Below are 20832 nucleotides of genomic sequence, written 5' to 3'. Positions count from 1 at the left end.
ATTCACTCATTCACTCATTTACTCATTCGCCCATTCACTCATTGCACAGCTATTACTGAAATTTCAACATTTACATCTTTTGGCAAACGAGCCACTTCAACGGTTTCGCGGGCGGGTGGTTCGCTGGTAAAGAACCGACCATATACCTCATTGATAGCCGCGAAATTGTTCATGTCTTTGACAAAAATACTAGACTTGACAACGTTAACATAGTCCATTCCGGCAGCTTTCAGAATGGCTCCGATGTTTTCCATTACTTTCTGCGTTTCGGCCTGAATGTCGCCCATAGGGGCCAATTCAATGGCTACCTGCCCAGAAACGAATAACATATCCTTCACCTTTACTGCCTGACTGTAGGGCCCAATCGGCGCGGGAGCCTGTTCAGTGTAAACAATTTGTTTGCTCATGGTTTTATTAGTGTTTAGTGACTGGTGATTAGTGGTTGGCTGGCATTTACGCCAGGCGACTAATCTCCAATCACTAATTTCGTTCGCAAGTTACCACCAAACCCTCGTATGGCCGAGAATCACCTTATTATCTTCGTTAAAAACCCCATTGCCGGTCAGGTTAAAACGCGCATTGCCCGAACCGTTGGCAATGAACGGGCCGTACAAGTATATCGGCACCTGCTTCAGCATACACAGAATATTACGCAGGGACTACCGTATCATAAAATTGTATACTACGGCGATTTCATAAACCCAAGCGACGGTTGGGATGGTTACGGGAAACGCCTTCAAAAGGGTGATGATCTGGGCCAACGTATGCTGAACGCTTTCCGCGAACAGATTAGCGAAGGCTCTCCTGGCGATCGTATTGTCATCATTGGCAGCGATTGCCTCGACATTACCTCAGATCATATCCAACTGGCTTTCGATGCTCTTACGGTAGCCGACGTTGTGATTGGCCCTGCTACGGATGGCGGCTATTATTTACTGGGTATGAAGCAATTGTTCCCTTTTCTGTTCGAAAATATGCCCTGGAGTCAGCCCGAACTCCGGCAACTGACCGAATTGGCTATTTTGCAAAACAGTCTGACCTTCGAACTGTTGGCTGAGTTAACAGATATTGACGAGTGGGAAGATTATGAACGTGCCATCAAACAATAATTGCCCTGTGATATTATAAATAATACATCTCATTCACTAAAACTACCTGTATGCGCTATTTTAATATTATTGGTATTCTTATCGTATTTACCTACTTAGGTTCTAAGCTTTATTTGGTCGATAAATTTGAACCTGAATATCAAATGGCTGAAAACTCGCCGAGCCATGTAATTTTAAATAATAATTGGGTAGCAACTGATGGAGCGGGACGAAGATTACCTACTTCCGTTGAAACAGGACCAGCACGTTCGAATAAATATGTAGGTATCTTTTATTTTTTATGGCATGGTGCCTACAAAGGGGCAGTTTATGATATTTCAAAATTATTACGAGCAAATCCTGTTCATCCTGCCTATGGCCCTAAAGGTGCTTTTCACTGGTGGGGGGAACCCGAAGCAGGCTATTATAAAGCTGATGATCCCTGGATTATCAGGCGTAATCTTCAAATGTTAACAAATGCCGGTATAGACATCTTATTTATGGATGTTACAAACCGGGATACCTATCTCCAAACATTAATAAAATTATGTGCAATATCGGCCGACATGCGTCGACAAGGACAAAAGACACCTTACATCTGTTTCGTGACAAATTCTAATCCGAAAGAAACTATAGCTGATTTATATAACAATTTTTATGCAAAAAATCAATATCCCGATCTTTGGTTCCGTTGGGAAGGTAAGCCACTAATTTTGGGGAAGCAAGAAGAAATCGGTGAACCGACACAACGTAATTTCTTTACCTGGCGGTTTAGTTGGCAGTTTACAGAAGCTAAGTCACAACCAGGTCATTGGCAATGGTTTGATAGTACTCCGCAGGATTATGGCTGGGTAAATGACCCCAATAAACCTGAAGAAATTCCAGTAGCCGCTGCCAGCCATCCAATATTTGGAGTTGGAAAAAGTTCAAGTAACGGCCAACAACGTCCCCTAAATCGGTACCTTACAACAACATCCACCAATGTTGGGCTATATTTTGCCGAACAATGGAAACGCGCTTTAGCTGTTGACCCATCTGTAGTATTCGTTACGGGCTGGAATGAGTGGATTGCACAACGATTTATTGCAGATACAAATGATCGGAGTATGGTGCTGAAAAGCTTCATCAACCATAAAATGCAACATGGTGAAACTTTTTTTCAGGATGAATATAATGAAGAATTTAATCGTGATATTGAACCTATGAAAGGTGGCTATACTGATAATTACTATTACCAGTTAGTAGCTAATGTCCGACGGTTTAAGGGATTGAACCCCGAAGAAACAGCTACTCCTTCTCGAACGATGTCTATTGATGGGAAATTTGATGAGTGGGCATCAGTTAAACCAGTCTTTAACGATCTTCAGGGAGATGTGGCCCATAGAGACTGGCCTCGTTATGATAACAAACTGAGATTAACCAACATAACCGGTCGAAATGATATAATAGAGTCCAGAACAACGCATGACAAAAATTCAATATATTTTTATAGCAAAACAGCTAAGCCCCTTACAACGCCAAATGGCCGAAACTGGATGCTGCTTTTTATTGATGTAGATCAATCAAAAAAGACGGGATGGGAAGGATACGATATTATTATTAATCGGCAAGTAAGCCCTAATGGTCAAACTAGTATTGATCGATGGAGCAAGGGGCGGTGGCAGTCAATTGGTAAGGCCAACTATAAAGCCGTTGGCAATCGAATGGAGATAAGCATTCCTAAAAAAGTTTTCAACTTTACATCAATTCCAAAGTTTGATTTTCATTGGGCTGATAATATCGAAAAGCTAAATGATATTACCCAGTTTTTTATAAATGGAGACAGTGCTCCCGACCGACGCTTTAACTACCGCTATATCGGACGATGACAATGGCTTTAACCATCAAATGACGACCTGGAAAGATTTTTTAGTTAGTGCCTCTAGCGACGCTGAAGCCCAGTTCAACCGCCTTAAAGAGCGTCTCTTTGGGCGGCTCGACGCAAAAAAACCGTATAAAATTGTGTATTACCGCGGCTTCGGCAGTCCTACGGCGGTTTGGATTACCGGACGTGTTTTGCGCGAGCGCGATCTGAGCACCCCCAGCGACAACGACACATTCTGGCAAAATCTGCTGGCCACCTACCAACGATTTGAGAGCGACGAAGTGCCGGGCGTAACGGTACGGGTGGACGCTTTTGGCAAATCGAACACGGCCGTAACCGATAAAGAAGGTTATTTTGAGGTAACCATCAACCCACCTGACACTCTGCCACCCGGCCGGGCCTGGTTTCCCATTCGGTATTCGCTGGATGCTATTGTGCAGCCAACCGGCGAACCGGTGATTAAAGATGGCTACCTGATGGTTTCGCCCCTTTACAGCCAGTTTGGGATCATTTCCGATATCGATGATACGGTGCTTGTAACGGGAGCTACCAGTCTTCTGCAAACGGCCCGGCTCACGTTTCTTGGTAATGCCTACACGCGCCTGCCCTTTGCGGGAGTGGCCGCTTTTTATCGGGCATTGCAGAGCGGCCCCGTCACGACACTGTTTAATCCGATCTATTTTATATCGAGCAGCCCGTGGAATTTATATGATCTCCTCGTTGATTTCTTCCGGATTCAGGGTATTCCCAAAGGTCCGATCTTGCTGCGCGACCTGAGCTTTAGCCCTGAGTTGCTTTCGTCGCAATCGCATCACACCCATAAACTGGCCATGATCCGAAAGGTGCTGGATGTAAATCCGCAGTTGCCCTTTGTACTGATCGGCGATAGTGGCCAGCAGGACCCCGAAATTTATACGCAGGTAGTTCGCGAGAATCCCGGCCGGATACGGGCAATCTACATTCGCGATGTTTCAGAAGATCGGCGCGACGAAGCCGTTCGTGAACTCATCCGAACGGCCGAAGCCTTCGATGTACCGATGCTATTGGTTCCCGATACGGTTGAAGCCGCTGAACATGCGGCCTCACTGGGACTGATCGATCCGGATACGATTCCAGAAATCCGGGCCGACAGGCGCGCCGATAAGGAATAATCAGGAATCAAGAGTGAAACGTTTGAATAAGTTATTCACGCTTTTCGCTCTTGATGCTGCACTTATATCACCTTACACACCGGCCACCATTTTTTTCATCTTCTCCATAGATGTTTTGGCGACCGTCATGGCATCCTGAGCGTAGTAGCTTTTGTTGAATACTTCCAGCGATAGGATAATCGATTTGTTTGGGTCTTTAATTCGTTTCAGCGTCTCTTTGATCGGCGCAACGCCATCGCCGGGGTACACCCGATCGGCATCGGTAATGACCTGACGAGTCATGTTGGCCGGATAATCATTGACGTGAAAGACCTCAATGGCTGGCTTACCAATTAAGGGAAGGCTATCGAGGCTGGAACCACCTTTAAAAATATGGTAAATGTCGAGCAAAAGCCGGGCCGACGGATGGCCCGTTTCAAGAGCCACGTACATGACTTCGCTCACACGGCTCAGGTTTTTCGAGAAGCCCCACATTTCCAGTTGTGGCACAACGCCCGTTTTGTCGCCTAGCTCAAGAATAGCCCGATAGCGTTCAGCGGCTTTTTTCAGGTCAATGGTGGGTGCTTCGGCTGTTTGAGCACCTATCGACGGCGTTGCTACCCGCTTGCAGCCAATTTGAGCCAGGAGTTCCATTTCGCTCTTCATCTGGTCGAGTCCTTTGGCGCGGGCCGCATCGTCATCAATAATCCAGGGCGCAAATCCAATCGCATTTTCAACCCGAATGCCCGAATCAGACAACACTTTACGGGCATCGGCTACGGTCCCACCCGATTTAATATATTGCTGCAACGTCTCAATCCAGATTTCAACATGCTGAAAGCCCGCTTTTGATGCCGTTTCCAACTCTTTGACAAAGCCAAGTTTATGCCCACGAAGGGTGCTCATATTCAGGCAGAGTGTGAAAGGTGGCGGAGTGGCCGCAGGTATAGCCAGTGGAAGCTCCGACGGCGAGGATGCCAAAGCAGGTGAAAAGGACGCGCCAGCGGCAGCGGTCAACGTTGCCATCAGTTGGCGACGAGTCACGGATTGGGACATAAACGTTGGAAATCGTGCAGGTTATTTTTAGATGTCATGGTAAACCGTGGCACAGTTTACCATGACATCTAAACCAGAAAAGTGCCCGAACCTACTGTTTACAATAGCGGTTCGTTTACCTGAGTATCGAAGACACCCGTTAGAACACGACCATTTCGTTTCACCTGTACCCAGATTCGATAGTGTCCGGCACGTGGGAAAGCATACGGAAACTCAACCATATTGTTGGTTTTCATCGCATGGCTCATCGTGGGCATGGTTGTCTGCAGCAACTTATTCTTTTCGGCCTCGGGCAGTGCGTTTAATTTGGCGACATAGGTGTCGATACTATCCCGGAACCTGGCCGCATCAGGGTAATGAAATGTACGGGCAGTATCCGCAATACGACCTACCAGAGAGCCTTCGGCAGCCATTGAATAGGTCCCGACCGGATGCAGATGAATGTATACAGTTCCATCCGATCGCAGGATAACCGCATGGCCACCCATCCCCAGATAGGGTTCTAATGGGGCCGCTTTTCCCTGTGCATCAGCGACTGCAAATTTCAGATTATACAATTTGCCAGCCTCCAGAACCGGCGACGCTTTATCCATCCAGAGCATACTGGAGCCATCCTCCAGTTTCATGCTGGCACCCGGTTTGCCGCATACGACCATATCGTTATCCAGATGGGGCATATTCACGGCATTGGCTTTTACGCCCATCGGTTCCGTTACGAGCCAGCTGTCATCACGATCCGTCGGTTTCGCATTGGCAGCAACTTCGGGGCTAATTTTTAACGAAGGTATTTCTACTATATCGGTCAGGGTTTCGGCAAAACCACTGCGATACACAACATCGGCATAAAGCAGGTATTTACCCCCCGGCAAAGGCGGAAGTGCCGCGTTATAGTGCAATGTGTCCTGCCGAACAGGATGTAAATGCGCGAACGCATCCAGGCCCGGCATTCTGACTAAAAAGGCGTGCATGAGCTTGCCATGATCAGGAAGTATATAACTCAGTGTCCGCCGACGCGCATTTTTCCTAAAATCAGTTGTGTCAATCTGAATCGTCAGTTGACGCTGGCCATTTGCCATGTTCACGGATGCATGAATTGGCAAAGGCTGATACAGTTGTTGCGTTCGATATTGTTCCGATGTGCTGTTCCACCACGACCGCCATCCGGCCAAAATCAGCACTAACACGACCAGGCCAATGCCCATTCCGAGCAGTCGCCGTTTCCGAAGTGCTGCAACAATTGGCTGATCAGGCGCCACGATTCCGTCGGCATTGCTCGCTCCAATAATTGTGATCAGCATAACAACCAGCAACAGACCCATAGCAGCCAGTCCCCAGCCTGTTCCAGCGGGCATATCACGCAGAGCCGTTGCCAGCGCCATCACGGGTACAACAACTTGCTGCTTTCCATCGGGTCCGTCGATGCTTAGCTCAACACTCGACGAGCCTGATGCCATTAGCCACAGGTCACCTTCATACCGGTTGTCGCCTACCGGTGTCAGCACATCGTGGGTTGGCGCACCTTTATCGCCCGAACGGAAATAAATTGGCCGTGCACCAATACTACTGACCCGCCCCTGCTCAACAAATACCGTAACCTTAGCCGTTCCGGGCACCACATCGGGCGGACTGATCTGGATCAATAACTGATATTTACCGGCCTGTTTTTGCACAATCACGCCTGAACTACCAACGTGAGCCGTTACACTGAGTGAATGAGTCAATAAGTGAATGAGCGTATACAGAAACACAAACCACTTTATTCGACTGTAAACGCTACTTGTATCTTTAGTCATACCTATTTCTGTTTGAATGCAACTCATCTCGCTACCCGTTTCATCCAGTTCCCCCAGAGTAGACCAACACGGGCCGACAGCGTGGCATATACTAAAGCCCTACCGAAGCTAATCCAGAAATCAGTGGTCGACTCGATATTCCAGGGGGCAAATGCATAGCGATACTCCCAATCGGGAGGGCTATCGTATGACCAGGAATTAGACAGAAAAAAACCATTATGGGCATAAGGCGATGTAAGTAAAAACCCGCCGAATGGCCACTGAACGGCCAGTAGTACGATCATAAATGCCACAGCATATAGAACAGCCAGCACCCAATCATTCAGCTTTCGTTTTCCATTGGCGGGGAGCTCAAACCGGTGCATCAACCAGTCAAGAGCCAGTGCCGGAACAATTAACACCACCGGAAACAGAAATGGCTGATAATGGGTGATCGGATTGAGAACGGGGCCAAGCCGCGGGGTAGCCGAAAAGTACGGAAGAATCCAGCTTGGCACTAGCATACCAAGCATATAGATAGCTGTAATGGCTGTAATTGGCCAGCGAAGCATGGAACCGCGCCCTACGGCCAGCAGGTAAAATGGGAAGATGATGGCCGCGGTGACGTAGTAGCTGGAATGGTGCGATTCGCGCATTCCCATTGACTCGGAAAGCAGCGTATAAAGCATCATCAACAGCAAGCCGGCCGAAATAGCAAACAACCACTTCAGTAGCGAAAGGCGCCGATTGCCCCCAGCAACCTCACTTACGGTTTGATTTCGATATTGATTCTGTAAAGCCAATACACCGACCATCGCTCCAAACTGTACGGTCATGATACCAATGGCCAGAATCGTGTGGGGTGGGGTTAGTATCTGAACATCGAGGCCATAGGTATTATGCCACCAGTCGTCAAATGGTGCTGATGTCAGCATAGCCAATGCACCCCAAACGCAGAACATGGCCCCCAATGGCCCATAAAAAACGCCCCAGAAAGGAACTGCCTGAGCCCTACCCGGATGATTTTTTGTGAGTGTTAATTTCAGGATCTGGTAGGCTGAAAACAGGCCGGACACGACCGCTCCGACGTAGATCACAACATGGGGTGGTGCAAACAGGCCATCGCGACCGATACTCATGTGCCACATAATGTCCCATAATAGGCCCATCATTACACAGAATGACGAGAAAACAACAGCATAAATGTAGTTGGACGTCCAATTAGTAGGTAAGCGGCCTACGCGCTCATTCGGATGCATAAACGGGAAGTTATTGGTTTGGATACGGATGCAGAAAAATACAAAAAGGTTGTCATTTATACCTACAAATAGTCCTAATGAGGCAACATTCTCATTGGCCTACGGCTCTTATAAATCAAGCTAATACATTTATATACTCATCTTTATTCGTTAGGTAATCTAAAAATTATTATACCGATCGATAATTTCTGACTGATCAAACGGGATACCGATTCGTTTATTTATAGCGTTATTTGCACAAAAGTTACCTCTTTCTGTTTCATCGTTATGCTTCGTTTTGATTCACCGGTACGCTCTTCGACACTCGCAGCTAAAGCTCTTCTTGTGGGCCTTTGCCTGTTCATGAGCGCGTGCGTGCCCGATTTCCTGCTATCAAATCCAGATTGGGTTGTCATCGAAGAAGGGGAGCATGAGCCAATGCCCAAACGTAAGGTTGGTTTGCTGATCAGTCCGGGCCAGATAACGGCTGAAGTCACCTTCGATAGTAGCTGTATTTACGATATTGGGGCTGTTGATGCCGACGACTGGAATAAAGTTATTGGCTTAGGTTTCGTTGGGTCAAAAGATCAGTCGCTCGATGGTGTACCACCCCATCAGGTCGATGGTGCACGGGTAGGCTGGCGGTGGAATCCCAAAACTGGTCGTATCGATCTGGGTGCTTATGTGTATGTGGAGGGCAAACGAATCGACTTTAAAGTAGCCGAAACGGCCATCAACCAACCCACCCGGATGACCATAAAAATTGATTACGACCGGAAGGTTTATCAGATACTCGGTGGTACGCCCATTCCGTTTACACACGACAAAACATTTGCCTACAGCACCGGGCTTTATTTCGGTGGTAACCAGCCCGCACCGCACCGAATTCGGGTAAAAATTGTGGATTAGTGACTTTTCCCAGAAATAGCAGGCCAGCATATCAAGTGAAATGCGCCCGTATCGATAGGCCTTTTCTACATGACTATTTCTCCCTTTGACCTGATCTTACTGCTGGGTGCCCTTCAAGGATTTATTCTGGCAACGCTCCTGTGGGCTAACCGAAAGGGTCGGCAATTATCGAATCGGCTGCTGGCGGCACTCATTGGTTCACTATCGCTGATGAGCTTTGCGGTGGGTGTACCTGTTTCCAGTCGATGGTTGAGCCTTGCCATAGAAATCCTTCCCTTCTTTCTGGCCATGCCCATTGGGCCACTTATCTATTTCTATACAAAATCGGTTCTTGATCCCGCTTTTCGATTGGGCAAATCGGAACGACGGCATTTTTACTCAGTCATTCTGGATCTGGGCGCGCCACTGATGGGTTGGGTATTTATTGGCGGTCTACTCCTGGGTTTCTTTCCCCAAAAAGCAGGACCGACCTGGGGGCATGTCATGGACGAATACAATACCTATGTCGATATTCCTCGCTGGCTTTCGGTCACCATCTACTTATTTCTGACCAAACGCCTGCTGAACCGGCAATCATCGCCTTCGCAGGATTCAGATGCTGTCCAGCAGCGTTTGCGCTGGCTTCGTCAGTTCATCAACGCCTTTCTGCTCTTTCAGTCAATCTGGCTGTTGTTCATGATCCCGTATATCGTACCGGGCTGGCGTGGTCCGCTGCTCGATCAGTTAGGCTGGTATCCGGTTTATATTCCCATCGCTATTCTGATTTATTGGCTGGGGCTAAAAGGTTACCTGAACACACGGTCAGAAGCCCCCAGTAAATTACCCCCAAAATCAGTCAGTTCTTCCGATTTACCTGGTGAAACAATTACTCAGGTTGTCGGACTGCTTTCGACAGCCATGCACACAGAGCGTCTTTTTTTAGACCCCGAGTTGACCGTTGAAAAATTAGGACAACATACCCGATTACATCCTAAGATCATTTCGGCTGTATTGAACCAGCATGTAGGGAAAAATTTCAATAGCTTCATTAACGAACACCGTGTTAACGAAGTGAAACAGCGGCTAACTGATCCGGCCTACGAATACCTCACACTGACTGGTATTGCGTTCGATTGTGGTTTTAATTCGCAGGCTACCTTTCAACGAACATTCAAGCAACTGGCGGGTATGTCGCCGGGTGAATACGTCGCCCAACAGAAGAAAGCACCTCTCAAATCGGGATTTGAGTAGATAAGCGCGTCGATTTTAGGCTGTTTTGGCAAAAAACAACCTAAAATGAAGCTCCTTTACGGTTTTCTTATTGTCCTGTGTTCGTTCACACTCAGCGCTCAACCGGGTGTTGATACCCTAAAAACTAAAGTCCTACAACCCGCCGATATGCAGGCCGACTTCCGGTATTTGCGCCGACTGCTGGAAGAAACACATCCGGGGCTATACCGCTATACGTCTAAACCCATCATGCAGGCTAAGCTGGACAGTATTGCCGCGACATTAACAAACCCGCTCCCTTTCTACGAGTTTTACAGGACAATTGAAGCGCTCATTGCCGACATTCGCTGTGCCCATACGCATTCCCTTCCGACAAAAAACTGGCAAAAACTCTTTACAGTCCATTGGAAAACACTTCCTTTCTTTCTGTTTCCTGTGCAAAATCATTCCTATGTTCTGTTCAATGGCACAACCGACCAGCGGATCAAACCAGGGTTCGATTTGCTCAGTATCAACGGGCAATCGATGGACAGTATCAGGCAGGTATTTTACCGCTATCACTGGGCCGATGGCTATAATCAAACATCGAAACAGGCAGCCTTACAGGGCCAGCTTTTCGCCTTGTTTTATTACTGGTTCATTGATCAGCCGGATACGTTTCGACTAACATTCAGGAGTCTGACGGGCGATACGGTACAGGTCGATGGACCCGCGCAAACCTTTTCGGGTTCTATGGCAGCCTATAAGAAAAACCCGGTCAATACGCAGATGCTGGCCTGGTATGGCAAAAATCAATCGAAACACCCCTGGCGTTTATCGTTTCTGAAGGATACGACCCAGACTGCCTATTTGCGAATCGATAGCTTCGGTGGCAAAGGAGCCAACAGCAGCGAAACGGCAGCAGCCCGCTTCAGAACATTTATGGATGAGAGTCTGGCGAAAATCGAGAAGAAGAAAGCCCGCCATCTGATTATTGACCTCAGGAGCAATCCGGGTGGCTGGGATATTCAGGGCGTAGAACTGTTCACGTATCTGATGAAGTCGGACTCGGCTGTTCGTTATTATGCTCACCAGCACACTGTTACAGACAGCTCCGAGTTTCTGAAATTTTCGGACCTGTCAGCCGAGGATCTAAAAAATGTCAAAACTGAGTTAATCCCCGAAAAAGACGGTACGTTCACCGTCAAGGAAGACGATAACAGCCGGGAACTGAAACTCCAGTATCCCAAGCCAAATCGATTTAAGGGTCAGGTCTATATGCTGATGAATGGACGCAGCGGTTCAACAACCTCCGAATTTTTGGCCGTGGCACATGCCAACCGAATCGGCATCTTTGTGGGTGATGAATCTGGCGGAGCTTATGAAGGTGGTAATGGTGGGAGTTATATTCACCTTGAGCTACCCCATTCCAGGATATACATAGGTACGCCCTTAGTCTATTACAATAACGCCGTCGGAAAACCCACTCAAACCGGACGCGGAACGATGCCGGATTATGACGTTCCGATCAGCATTGATTCTATTTTAAATCACACCGATAACCAGCTTGAGTTCATCAAGAAACTCATTCGGGATAGCATGGGAGACCTATAAGGTTTTCAAAACCTTATAGGTCTGTCTGTTCAGGGAATTTACTGCTGCATACCCGATGAAGTTGGGTAATACACTTTGTCTTTGATAGCGATCACTTCTGGAGAACCAAGGTTAGCAAAAAGACTTTTTTGAGTTCCGGCTATGGCATCTAATTGATATAGACCATTTTTAGACGCTATGTATACAATCCCATTCGCTGCAATGGGAGCGCTGATAGCGTAACCAGATGAGGCACTGACTGGATTATTGAAGGCAAAATCCCATTTCCTAGCTCCCGTTTTCGCATCAAGGGCGTAAAATTTTCCACCGTGTTTGGTCATACCATCATCACCAAAATAAACGATACCATCGGTTAGGTAAGGGCTTGTACTTACACCCAGTTCCGGCGAAAACTCCCATTTTTTGATACCTGTAGCTGCATCAAAAGCATACATTTTTTTGCCGCCTATATATAAAAGGCCATCACCAACTGTACAAACTCGGGAAAGTGCATACTGGTCATCCGATAAATTAGCTACTTTCCACTTTTGTGTACCAGTTGCCGCATCCAGAGCGTAGAGAGCATCGTAATTACTAACATAAATTATATTTCCTACGACAGTTATCGAGACGGTATTAAAACCATCTTTACTCCATATTTTTTTACCCGTGTTATCTAACGCTACGAGTCTGCTCTGTTTATCAGCGTTAAAATACACGATTCCGTTCATGGCCGTCATAGCCCTTATTGTTGTAGCTCCGCTTTCCTGATATTCCCATTTTTTTTCACCAGTGTTCGCATCTAAGGCTATCAACTTTTCATTTCCGCCATATTGTTTTCCCCCATCCTGAAAATACAGCAACCCGTTTGAGAGTATTGGAACACCAAGCGGTATGTCTTTAACGTCTTTATTATATTGCCATTTTACTGTTCCTGTCTTGATCTCAACAGCCCTCATGTCGGCTGAACTCGAACCGGGAGTCCCACTGGCTCGAGTAGTGTATAATATCCCATTATACACTACAGGCATACTGATCCCGGAGACAATCTGATTTTGATCAGCATAGTCAATCAATTTATTTCCAGTCACTAAATCATAAGATGCAAAAGTTGGTTTTGAACTGTTTGGGGATGCAGCAAACAGTATCTGATCCGACGTATTTACGACCGGCTTATCGACGGTCACGGTAGTCGTGTACGCCTGCGTGCTGCCATCTTCCGCAGTCACTGTATAAGTAACAGCTCTCGAAAAATCCTGGGCTACGCCTGATGCTGGCGAAACCGTCGCTTTGTCAGCGATGGTGATGGTAGGCACCAATTTCGTCACGTCCGTGCCCAACGCGACAGTAGCCGAAATGGTTTTTGCTGTAGCATCAATTGTAGCATTTACGGCTGGACTGAGGGCCGCCAACGTAAAGGCAGTAATGGTTTTGGCTGAGCTTTTGGTACCCGTCGTGCTGGTATTTGAGCCAGGGCCAGTAGTGCTACCGGGTATTACAACGGGATCGTCGGTTTTCTTACAGGAGACGAACCACAACAGCAATAGGCAAAACAGGGTAGATAGAACTGAGAATCGCGTTTTCATTCGTTTGTTTGGTTTTGAAAAATGGTGCGAATAGAGTCGGAATCACTAGGTGTGTGTTGTCTATTACTCTAAGTTGCCAACGCCACTTACCTCAACGCCCGCTCAGTTGGATGAGTGAGCAGGTTTTCAGAGCAGAGGAAAATCAAGCATCGTAAACAGCAACTTCAAGACGACCAGGGTTACTCTTAATAGTTTGGCCAGAATCAACACCTCAAAGGTCGGCACGTGGTTTCTATCCGGAAATCCCTGATCCTGATGATTTTGCATCCTAGAATTTAAGGATATTACAACAGCTATGCACCCGGCAGGAAGGCTTGGAAATAAAAGGAGACTATGTAAGTTTGCCTCAAACCCACACATGTATGAAAAACCTGCTACTTTTCTTCTGTTTAGTCGCTCAGGTAGGCTTTTCCCAGACGCATCGGCTCGACAGTCTCAAAAAAGAGTTGGGGGAATTGCAGAAACAGCCCGATGGGTATGCCAAAGACACGCTCATCTACAGGATGATAAAAGTCGTTATGAACGACTATGTCGATGTAAACCTAGACTCGTCGGTCCATTACAATACCCTGATGATTAAACTCTGCAGGGCACCAACGTTACAAAAAGAACTGATCTATGCTTACCAGTTCGCAGGCTTTCTTTATGAAGTAAAAGGAGATCATTATCAGAGCATAGAATTTCACTATAAAGCACTTTTACTGGCCGAAAAATTAAAACAATACAACCGGTTGGCCATGTCCTATGGATCATTAGCTCATGCCTATGCCAGCCTTAAAGAGTATAGTAAAGCAACGGTACTTTCTAAACAAGGGCTATCAGTCCTTAAAATGCACCCGGATGCACGTGCCAGACAATCTATTTTAAATGTACTGGGGTCGGTATATCGGGATCAGGGTAAGTTAAAGGATGCCTTAAAAACCAATCAGGAGCTGTATGAACTAGCTAAGGCAAACGGTGATGAATGGACTGAATCCCAGGGCTTACATGCACTCGGGTGGGTGTATAAGGCCATGGGCGACATGCCTAAAGCTCTTGACCATTTTCAAAAAGCCCTGGCCTTATCCCGAAAAATTGGGAGTATCGATCTGGAAGGAAGTATACTACTTAATATCAGTGATTTATACATCCGTCAAAGCAACTGGCAGGCCGCTTTAAGGTATAGCAGGCTCGCTAAACAACGAGCACTTCAGGTAAATAATAGCAGTGTTGTGGTAGAAGCGGAAGAGCTGCTGTATAAAATTTACAAGAATACCGGCGAGTCTGCCAAAGCGCTAAAAGCCCATGAAAATTTTGCCTCCCTAAAAGATAGTTTGTCGAAAGAACGGACAAAGCAACGAATCGAATCCTTGCAAGCTCAGTACGATAACGTACAGAAAGAGAATACTTTACAGAAGCAGCAAGTACAACTACTGGCCCAGCAAAACCAGAATCAACAATTGGCGACGACACGCAATGGGTTGTTTTTAGGGATAGCTGCGGTATTGTTTATTGCGGCTTTGCTCTTTTGGAATAATCGACGGCTACAAACAAAAAACCAGGAAATTAATCGCCAAAGTGCCTTACTCGAAAACGCCAGAAAACAGCTTGCAGAGATCAATAAAACTCTGGAAACGAGGGTAGAAGAACGTACTCTGGAACTCGTTAATGCCAATCGCGAGCTGACCACCAAAAATGAAGAAATTAAAGAAGCCCTCTTTAAAGGCCAAACTATTGAACGTAAGCGAGTAGCGATCGAACTCCACGACAATCTGAGTAGCTTGCTCAGTGCAGTGAACATGAGTATCCAATACCTTAATCCCAAAAACCTATCAGAGTCGGAACAATCCGTTTATCAAAACGTAAAACTGCTTATTCAAAATGCCTACGCTGAAGTCAGAAACATTTCGCATAATATCCTCCCGGCCGAACTCGAAAAAGAAGGGCTTGTCAAAACACTAACGGCGCTTGTTGGCAAATTGAACCAGAACTCTCCACTACAGTTTCTTCTCACTATCGAACATTTAGCCGAACGCCTTCCGATAGGAATTGAATTCAATGTATATACTATTGTTCTGGAACTGATCAATAATGTCATTAAACATGCAAAGGCGACCACCGTAGGCATCAGTCTATGCCGTACCGAATCAGGCATTCACCTCTCAGTTACTGATAATGGGATAGGATTAGGCCAAAGTCATGACAAACGAGGTATCGGATTGAAAAATATAGTAACCCGACTAGAATCACTTGGAGGAACGTTTGACACTAATTTGCCAGAAGAAAAGGGCACTCGGATAGTAATAAAAATCCCCATTGAAACGATTAGGATCAATGAGCATTCCAGTACGTATAAATTAGGGTAATTATTGCTCAGAAGAAATAATTACCCTAAAGAACGAGTTAGTCGGCACTTTCCTCTTCTGGACGAACAGGTGGGTTTTTAGGTTCAGCCTCCAGTGCTGCGAATGAGTTTTCTTCAATAGTCTCCAGGATACCATCCTCAATTTCTGGGCGAACAGGTGGATTTTTAGAATCAGCCATGCGTTTAATAGAGTTAAAAAATGAAACGATTTAATTAAACAAGTTGAAATTTAAGCGCATACTTTACCAGTCCAATTGTTGTCTGTACGCCCAGTTTTTGCATCAGGTGTTTTCGGTGCGTTTCAACGGTGGTTGGGCTGATAAATAGCTTTTCGGCAATCTGAGTACCGGAGAACTCCTGTGCTATCAGTTTTAGTACATCAAGTTCCCGTTGCGTAATGGCGATTTTCTGCGGTTTGTCAATAGCAGGCGTTAACTCCATTCCCGCTTCCATGGCTAATTGCATCAAGACCTGTTCACTGTAATATTTATGTCCTTTCGCAATCATGTCCAGGGCTGTTTCCAGCTCGATACGTTCGGCACTTTTTAGCACATAACCATCGGCCCCCGCACGCAGCGCTTCTTTAATAGCATCGGGTTGGTCAGCCACGGTCAGCAAACAAATCCTTACGTGTGGAAAGCGTTCGCGGAGTTGGAGGGTCAGCTCAATACCGCCCATAATGGGCATTTGCAGGTCAGAAACCACCATAGTAATATCCGAGTCAATGTCCAGAGCAGTCAATACCTGTTTGCCATTTGTGTGTTTCGACACGACCTCGATACCGTCGATACTCGACAGAAGCATAGCAAGGCTGTCGAGCAGAATTCGGTGATCTTCGGCAACGAGAATACGCATGGCTGTGGATATAAAAATAAATCGGCTGTAATCTGACAAATAAATACCCCAAATACAATTCTGGGTAAATCAGTCAGTCAGGCGAGTCTTACTATAACTTTTCGCTAAGCAAATTTCCTGCCCTATCACCCTAATTCCTATCCTCTTATCCTAGGTTTTGGCATCCTTAAATTTGAGGATTTTTCGGTTTCCCTTTCTCTCTGCATTGGTTATACCCAAAGCCCAGTGTAATTCATCCACGAAGCCTGCCCTGTTTTGCACCAGCGAAACCCAAAGCAAACTACTCGATTTAGGAAGCAGTGCCATTTCTACAATTCAGCCCGGCAATTCTGGTTCACCAAACGCTTTGGGTGGTTAGGTTATAAAAACGATCTGACCTAAACTCTGTTCCGGTTTTGTTCGTTAGGTAATGACCCATTCCCTGTTTACCTATGGCGCATTACCAACTTCTTCACGACTGGACTGTTTCACCCGCCGAAGCCATTGCTCTGCAACAGCAACTGCGCTCGCAGATTCGCATTGAGCCATTGGCTGAACCACCCAAAACCATTGCAGGCTGCGACATCTCATTCAATAAATTTGAAGAAACGGTTTATGCCGGAATCGTAGTACTCCGACTCGATACGCTCGAAACAATCGAGGAAACGGGCGTGATCAGCACAGCTCCGTTTCCGTATATTCCAGGTTTGCTATCGTTTCGCGAGATTCCATCGCTGTTGCAGGCATGGGCGCGATTAAAAACCGAACCCGATGTGGTCATGTTCGATGGTCACGGTACGGCCCATCCGCGACGGATCGGTATTGCTTCTCATGCCGGACTTTTTCTGAACCGCCCGACGTTTGGTTGTGGTAAATCGGTGCTCGTTGGCAAGTATAACGACCCAGCCCCCGAACGCGGCTCATGGTCACCCATGACGCATTATGGTGAGGTAATTGGGGCAGCCTTGCGGACAAAAAACAAAGTCAATCCGGTATATGTCTCGCCAGGTCATTTGATTGATCTCGAAACGGCCATTTCGCTCACACTCGATTGCGATGGTGGCTACCGAATTCCCGAACCTACCCGCAGGGCACACAATCTGGTCAATGCACTTCGGAAGGGAGAACGACCCGACCTATCTGCCTAATAACTATGTTCTTCCAGTTTCACTTTCCCCCGGAATGTCCAGAACATAAACACGGTGTACATGCCAACCAGCGGCATACCGATGAAGGCAAACAGCAGCATTGTCCGCAGGGATCCATCCGATGACGCGGCTTCGTAGATGCTAATGTGGCCTCTGGGGTCAATGTTCGACAGGACGAGGTTGGGATAGAGTCCCATTGCAAACAGGATCAGTAGCAACGCCGTTGTGACGGAAGACGATACAAAACCACGCCGATATTGCCGCTTTTCGATACTCCGTCGGATATTCAACACTATGAGCACGGCCCCAATCGGTAAGACAAATAGTTCTGGATAATCTTTGAAGATGGCTGTCATGTGAGGCACGTAAATCAGCGTTGCCAGCGAGGTAGCCATGAAGCACAGAATAAAAAACTTACTGGTATTGTTGGCAATAATTGTCAACCGGGCAAAGATGCGGTCTTCGGTTTTCATGATCAGATACATAGCCCCGTGCATCATAAACAACGACAGCACCGTGATGGCAACCAGTAAGGCATATGGGTTGAAGAAATCGCGCAGACGGCCAACAAATTCGTGGTTGGCATTCAGCGGAATACCCTGAATCAGGTTGCCCAGAATCAGACCCAACAGCATTGAAATGGCAATACTGGACAGGCAAAAACTTATATCCCAGAGCTTTCGCCACCACTTCATTTTTTCTTTACTCCGAAACTCGATCGAAATTGCCCGGAAAATAATGGCGACTAAAAACAGGATGAAGGGCAGATAAAATACCGACAAAATCGTGCCGTATACGAGTGGGAAAGCCGCAAACAACGATCCCGCTCCAATTACGAGCCAGACTTCATTTCCGTCCCAAACCGGCCCAATGGCATTGAGCGCAATCCGGCGACTTTCTTCTTTACGGAAAAACAGGTGTAGCGCTCCGGCTCCGAGGTCGAAACCGTCTAAAATGCCGTAGCCACTAATCAGCGCCCCAATTAGCAAAAACCACCACGTAGGCAGATCAATACCAAGAACAGTATCCATAAGTAATGAGTGAATGGTGAAAGAGTGAAAGACCGATCCGTGTCTGGTTCGCTCATTCGCTCTTTAGTTAAATACCGGGTTCATTCGCGACGAAGGTTCCTCCTGATCAGAGTCTATCACATCGGGGCCGTGCTGTATTTTCTTGTTCAGCAAGTACAGAAACAGGCCAAACAGCATCATGTAAATGAACGTAAACAGAATTAATGAGGCCAGGACATGTTCTGCTTTAACCGCCTGCGACAACGCATTTGACGTTCTGAGCAGGCCATAGACAACCCACGGTTGCCGACCTACCTCTGCCGTATACCAGCCAACCTGATTGGCAATCTGCGGCAGCAACACCGAGAACACAAAAATGCCCATCAGCCAACGGGTTTCAAACAGTTTTTTTCGGTAAAGCATGAACAAACTGAACAGCGTTAGCCCGATTAGCGTGATGCCAATGGCAACCATCAGGTGATAGGTCTGAAACACGAAGTTAACGGCCGTCGGGCGGTCTTCTGGTCTAATGCTATTGAGGCCGGGAATTGGCGCTTTCGAATCCTGATGTACTAAAAACGACAAACCACCGGGAATTTTAATGCCCGTGGTTTTCTGCTCTTTCGCATTAACCCAACCCACCAGATACATATCGGCAGGCGCTAACTTGTCAAAATGGCCTTCCATGGCAGCGAGTTTTGCTGGCTGGTATTTTGTGACCACTTCTGCCGACTTACTACCGGTGAACAATTGTGCCAGCGATGATACAGCTGCTACCCACAACGCGATCCGAAACGCAGCCTGGGCATGAAGAATATACTGTTTTTTAAGGATATACCATGCGCTAACGCTCAGTACCAGAAACGATCCGGCCAGCAACGCACCGATCAACACATGTGAATACCGCTCAATCGACGAAGGATTGAAGACCATTGCCCAGAAGTCGGTCACAATAGCGCGGGCATGCATGCCTTTTCCTTCAATGCGATAACCGGAGGGCGTTTGCTGCCATGAGTTCGCGACCACAATCCAGAGGGCCGAAAAAATAGAACCCAGCGCAACGAGTACCGTTGCCATGAAGTGTACCCGTGGGCTTACTTTATTCCAGCCGAACAGCAGAATACCCAGGAAAGCCGACTCCAGCGCAAACGCAAAAATACCTTCAGCTGCCAGCGCCGATCCAAAAATATCGCCGACATAACGCGAGTAGGTGGCCCAGTTCGTGCCAAATTCAAACTCCATGACAATGCCGGTGGCAACGCCAATACCGAAAATGAGCGCAAAAATTTTGACCCAGAAACGGGTTAGTTCTTCGTAAACTTTGTTTTTTGTTTTCAGATACAGTCCTTCCATCACCACCAGGCAAACGCCTAGGCCAATGCTAAGGGGCGGGTAGATGTAATGGAATGCGATGGTGAAAGCGAACTGAATCCGGGAGAGTAATTCTACGTTGTCCATAACCAGAACGATAGCGGGGACAGATCGCCGAGGTCGCAGACAGTCAATGCGATTAGGGGCGAACAGGGCGAGAAAACTATCGCCCGAAAGGTACAACCGGATGCTGAAACAGCGGACGTTTATCTAGTATATTTTACCAGAAAACTAAGGCATCGGTTATTCTCGCTGACCATTGATGGCCGCACAATCGTTCAACCGGTCGGGAAACCGGCTCTTGTCTCGATAAAAGTTTGGTTGATTCTTAGTGCTTTTTACCAAACTTAAGGGTTGTCTTACCGCCCGTAACTCGGCCATTGTCGTATTGGTAGGACGATTCAACACGTTGGTTTTTAGGCTTTTCAATACCCAATGCGGGTGTCTGGCCAGATGTAGCCGTCGAACTACCTACGTTAAGCTGGCTCTGGAAACGACCATTTTCTTTATATTTCGCCAAACCAGATGGATTTTTCGATTCTTTCGGCTGAACTTTTGCCGAATCGGCCTGCTGAGCAAAACTACCATACGAAAGTAGCAGTGCAAAAAAGAGGAAATTCGCCTTCATACGTGTAAAGGTTTAGAAGCAATAGATCCAGTAAATTTATGTCTATAAAACCGTATACCCCCGGCAGAAGTTT

Annotated in this window: 19 protein-coding genes; 8 read left to right on the top strand and 11 right to left on the bottom strand. The window is 46.8% G+C overall.

What is annotated here, in order from left to right; all coding sequences use genetic code 11:
* Nucleotides 1-38: 38 nt before the first annotated feature.
* A complete protein-coding gene (locus tag GJR95_RS38925; RefSeq protein WP_162390999.1) occupies nt 39-407 on the bottom strand; it encodes a Rid family detoxifying hydrolase in 369 nt (122 codons plus the stop codon).
* Between the two features lie 108 nt (nt 408-515).
* On the opposite strand from GJR95_RS38925, the gene GJR95_RS38920 reads away from it, so the two are divergent.
* Genes GJR95_RS38920 through GJR95_RS38910 form a run of 3 tightly spaced genes read left to right on the top strand, consistent with a single transcriptional unit; the run spans nt 516 to nt 4103 of the window.
* The gene (locus GJR95_RS38920) at nt 516-1109 is read left to right on the top strand and encodes a TIGR04282 family arsenosugar biosynthesis glycosyltransferase (protein ID WP_162390998.1); all 594 of its coding nucleotides are present in this window, start codon (nt 516-518) and stop codon (nt 1107-1109) included.
* Between the two features lie 50 nt (nt 1110-1159).
* Nucleotides 1160-2956: a glycoside hydrolase family 71/99 protein gene (locus GJR95_RS38915; protein WP_162390997.1), complete on the top strand. Its 1797-nt coding sequence runs from the start codon at nt 1160-1162 to the stop codon at nt 2954-2956.
* Nucleotides 2957-2975: 19 nt separating this feature from the next.
* Nucleotides 2976-4103: an App1 family protein gene (locus GJR95_RS38910; RefSeq protein ID WP_162392026.1), complete on the top strand. Its 1128-nt coding sequence runs from the start codon at nt 2976-2978 to the stop codon at nt 4101-4103.
* Nucleotides 4104-4175: 72 nt separating this feature from the next.
* Here GJR95_RS38910 and GJR95_RS38905 read toward each other — a convergent pair whose 3' ends face one another.
* The 3 genes from GJR95_RS38905 to GJR95_RS38895 form a co-directional block, all read right to left on the bottom strand.
* Entirely contained in the window at nt 4176-5138 is a 963-nt protein-coding gene (locus GJR95_RS38905; protein ID WP_162390996.1) for a sugar phosphate isomerase/epimerase family protein, read from the bottom strand.
* Nucleotides 5139-5236: 98 nt separating this feature from the next.
* Nucleotides 5237-6931 carry a hypothetical protein gene (locus GJR95_RS38900; RefSeq protein WP_162390995.1) on the bottom strand — a complete coding sequence of 565 codons (1695 nt, stop codon included), beginning with the start codon at nt 6929-6931 and terminating at the stop codon, nt 5237-5239.
* Nucleotides 6932-6954: 23 nt separating this feature from the next.
* Nucleotides 6955-8082 (bottom strand): hypothetical protein, encoded by a 1128-nt coding sequence (locus GJR95_RS38895; RefSeq protein ID WP_232541006.1) that lies wholly within the window; start codon nt 8080-8082, stop codon nt 6955-6957.
* A 354-nt stretch (nt 8083-8436) separates the two neighbouring features.
* Here GJR95_RS38895 and GJR95_RS38890 point away from each other — a divergent pair, with 354 nt between their 5' ends.
* The 3 genes from GJR95_RS38890 (at nt 8437) to GJR95_RS38880 (ending at nt 11859) form a co-directional block, all read left to right on the top strand.
* On the top strand, nt 8437-9057 hold the full coding sequence (locus GJR95_RS38890) for a hypothetical protein (RefSeq protein WP_162390993.1): 621 nt from the start codon (nt 8437-8439) through the stop codon (nt 9055-9057).
* Nucleotides 9058-9126: 69 nt separating this feature from the next.
* Nucleotides 9127-10287, top strand: a complete 1161-nt coding sequence (locus tag GJR95_RS38885; RefSeq protein ID WP_162390992.1) for a helix-turn-helix domain-containing protein — start codon at nt 9127-9129, stop codon at nt 10285-10287.
* Between the two features lie 45 nt (nt 10288-10332).
* On the top strand, nt 10333-11859 hold the full coding sequence (locus GJR95_RS38880) for a S41 family peptidase (RefSeq protein WP_162390991.1): 1527 nt from the start codon (nt 10333-10335) through the stop codon (nt 11857-11859).
* 38 nt (nt 11860-11897) lie between these two features.
* Here GJR95_RS38880 and GJR95_RS38875 read toward each other — a convergent pair whose 3' ends face one another.
* Both GJR95_RS38875 and GJR95_RS38870 read right to left on the bottom strand, forming a co-directional pair.
* The gene (locus GJR95_RS38875) at nt 11898-13424 is read right to left on the bottom strand and encodes a PQQ-binding-like beta-propeller repeat protein (protein ID WP_162390990.1); all 1527 of its coding nucleotides are present in this window, start codon (nt 13422-13424) and stop codon (nt 11898-11900) included.
* A gap of 126 nt (nt 13425-13550) precedes the next feature.
* Complete coding sequence (locus GJR95_RS38870; RefSeq protein ID WP_162390989.1) at nt 13551-13691, bottom strand: hypothetical protein; 141 nt, start codon at nt 13689-13691, stop codon at nt 13551-13553.
* A 95-nt stretch (nt 13692-13786) separates the two neighbouring features.
* Here GJR95_RS38870 and GJR95_RS38865 point away from each other — a divergent pair, with 95 nt between their 5' ends.
* Nucleotides 13787-15769, top strand: a complete 1983-nt coding sequence (locus GJR95_RS38865; RefSeq protein ID WP_162390988.1) for a tetratricopeptide repeat-containing sensor histidine kinase — start codon at nt 13787-13789, stop codon at nt 15767-15769.
* Between the two features lie 37 nt (nt 15770-15806).
* Here the strand turns inward: GJR95_RS38865 and GJR95_RS38860 are convergent, their stop codons facing one another.
* Nucleotides 15807-15947, bottom strand: coding sequence for a hypothetical protein (locus GJR95_RS38860; RefSeq protein WP_162390987.1), 141 nt, complete (start codon nt 15945-15947; stop codon nt 15807-15809).
* A 34-nt stretch (nt 15948-15981) separates the two neighbouring features.
* Nucleotides 15982-16623, bottom strand: a complete 642-nt coding sequence (locus GJR95_RS38855) for a response regulator (protein ID WP_162390986.1) — start codon at nt 16621-16623, stop codon at nt 15982-15984.
* 431 nt (nt 16624-17054) lie between these two features.
* On the opposite strand from GJR95_RS38855, the gene nfi reads away from it, so the two are divergent.
* A complete protein-coding gene (gene nfi / locus GJR95_RS38850; protein ID WP_162390985.1) occupies nt 17055-17750 on the top strand; it encodes a deoxyribonuclease V in 696 nt (231 codons plus the stop codon).
* On the opposite strand, the gene cydB is transcribed toward nfi, so the two are convergent.
* The 3 genes from cydB to GJR95_RS38835 form a co-directional block, all read right to left on the bottom strand.
* Nucleotides 17747-18781 carry a cytochrome d ubiquinol oxidase subunit II gene (gene cydB, locus GJR95_RS38845; RefSeq protein ID WP_162390984.1) on the bottom strand — a complete coding sequence of 345 codons (1035 nt, stop codon included), beginning with the start codon at nt 18779-18781 and terminating at the stop codon, nt 17747-17749. The two genes, nfi and cydB, sit on opposite strands and share 4 nt — an antisense overlap.
* Nucleotides 18782-18844: 63 nt before the next feature.
* A complete protein-coding gene (locus GJR95_RS38840) occupies nt 18845-20218 on the bottom strand; it encodes a cytochrome ubiquinol oxidase subunit I (RefSeq protein WP_162390983.1) in 1374 nt (457 codons plus the stop codon).
* Nucleotides 20219-20459: 241 nt separating this feature from the next.
* The gene (locus GJR95_RS38835) at nt 20460-20759 is read right to left on the bottom strand and encodes a hypothetical protein (RefSeq protein WP_162390982.1); all 300 of its coding nucleotides are present in this window, start codon (nt 20757-20759) and stop codon (nt 20460-20462) included.
* Nucleotides 20760-20832 lie beyond the last annotated feature (73 nt).

This window comes from Spirosoma endbachense, assembly GCF_010233585.1.
GTDB lineage: Bacteria > Bacteroidota > Bacteroidia > Cytophagales > Spirosomataceae > Spirosoma > Spirosoma endbachense.
This window is presented reverse-complemented; position numbering and strand designations above follow the sequence as displayed.

Coding starts and splice junctions, on each gene's coding strand:
- GJR95_RS38925 (WP_162390999.1), bottom strand. CDS start 407: ATGAGCAAACAAATTGTTTACACTGAACAGGCTCCCGCGCCGATTGGG.
- GJR95_RS38920 (WP_162390998.1), top strand. CDS start 516: ATGGCCGAGAATCACCTTATTATCTTCGTTAAAAACCCCATTGCCGGT.
- GJR95_RS38915 (WP_162390997.1), top strand. CDS start 1,160: ATGCGCTATTTTAATATTATTGGTATTCTTATCGTATTTACCTACTTA.
- GJR95_RS38910 (WP_162392026.1), top strand. CDS start 2,976: ATGACGACCTGGAAAGATTTTTTAGTTAGTGCCTCTAGCGACGCTGAA.
- GJR95_RS38905 (WP_162390996.1), bottom strand. CDS start 5,138: ATGTCCCAATCCGTGACTCGTCGCCAACTGATGGCAACGTTGACCGCT.
- GJR95_RS38900 (WP_162390995.1), bottom strand. CDS start 6,931: ATGACTAAAGATACAAGTAGCGTTTACAGTCGAATAAAGTGGTTTGTG.
- GJR95_RS38895 (WP_232541006.1), bottom strand. CDS start 8,082: ATGATGGGCCTATTATGGGACATTATGTGGCACATGAGTATCGGTCGC.
- GJR95_RS38890 (WP_162390993.1), top strand. CDS start 8,437: ATGCTTCGTTTTGATTCACCGGTACGCTCTTCGACACTCGCAGCTAAA.
- GJR95_RS38885 (WP_162390992.1), top strand. CDS start 9,127: ATGACTATTTCTCCCTTTGACCTGATCTTACTGCTGGGTGCCCTTCAA.
- GJR95_RS38880 (WP_162390991.1), top strand. CDS start 10,333: ATGAAGCTCCTTTACGGTTTTCTTATTGTCCTGTGTTCGTTCACACTC.
- GJR95_RS38875 (WP_162390990.1), bottom strand. CDS start 13,424: ATGAAAACGCGATTCTCAGTTCTATCTACCCTGTTTTGCCTATTGCTG.
- GJR95_RS38870 (WP_162390989.1), bottom strand. CDS start 13,691: ATGCAAAATCATCAGGATCAGGGATTTCCGGATAGAAACCACGTGCCG.
- GJR95_RS38865 (WP_162390988.1), top strand. CDS start 13,787: ATGAAAAACCTGCTACTTTTCTTCTGTTTAGTCGCTCAGGTAGGCTTT.
- GJR95_RS38860 (WP_162390987.1), bottom strand. CDS start 15,947: ATGGCTGATTCTAAAAATCCACCTGTTCGCCCAGAAATTGAGGATGGT.
- GJR95_RS38855 (WP_162390986.1), bottom strand. CDS start 16,623: ATGCGTATTCTCGTTGCCGAAGATCACCGAATTCTGCTCGACAGCCTT.
- nfi (WP_162390985.1), top strand. CDS start 17,055: ATGGCGCATTACCAACTTCTTCACGACTGGACTGTTTCACCCGCCGAA.
- cydB (WP_162390984.1), bottom strand. CDS start 18,781: ATGGATACTGTTCTTGGTATTGATCTGCCTACGTGGTGGTTTTTGCTA.
- GJR95_RS38840 (WP_162390983.1), bottom strand. CDS start 20,218: ATGGACAACGTAGAATTACTCTCCCGGATTCAGTTCGCTTTCACCATC.
- GJR95_RS38835 (WP_162390982.1), bottom strand. CDS start 20,759: ATGAAGGCGAATTTCCTCTTTTTTGCACTGCTACTTTCGTATGGTAGT.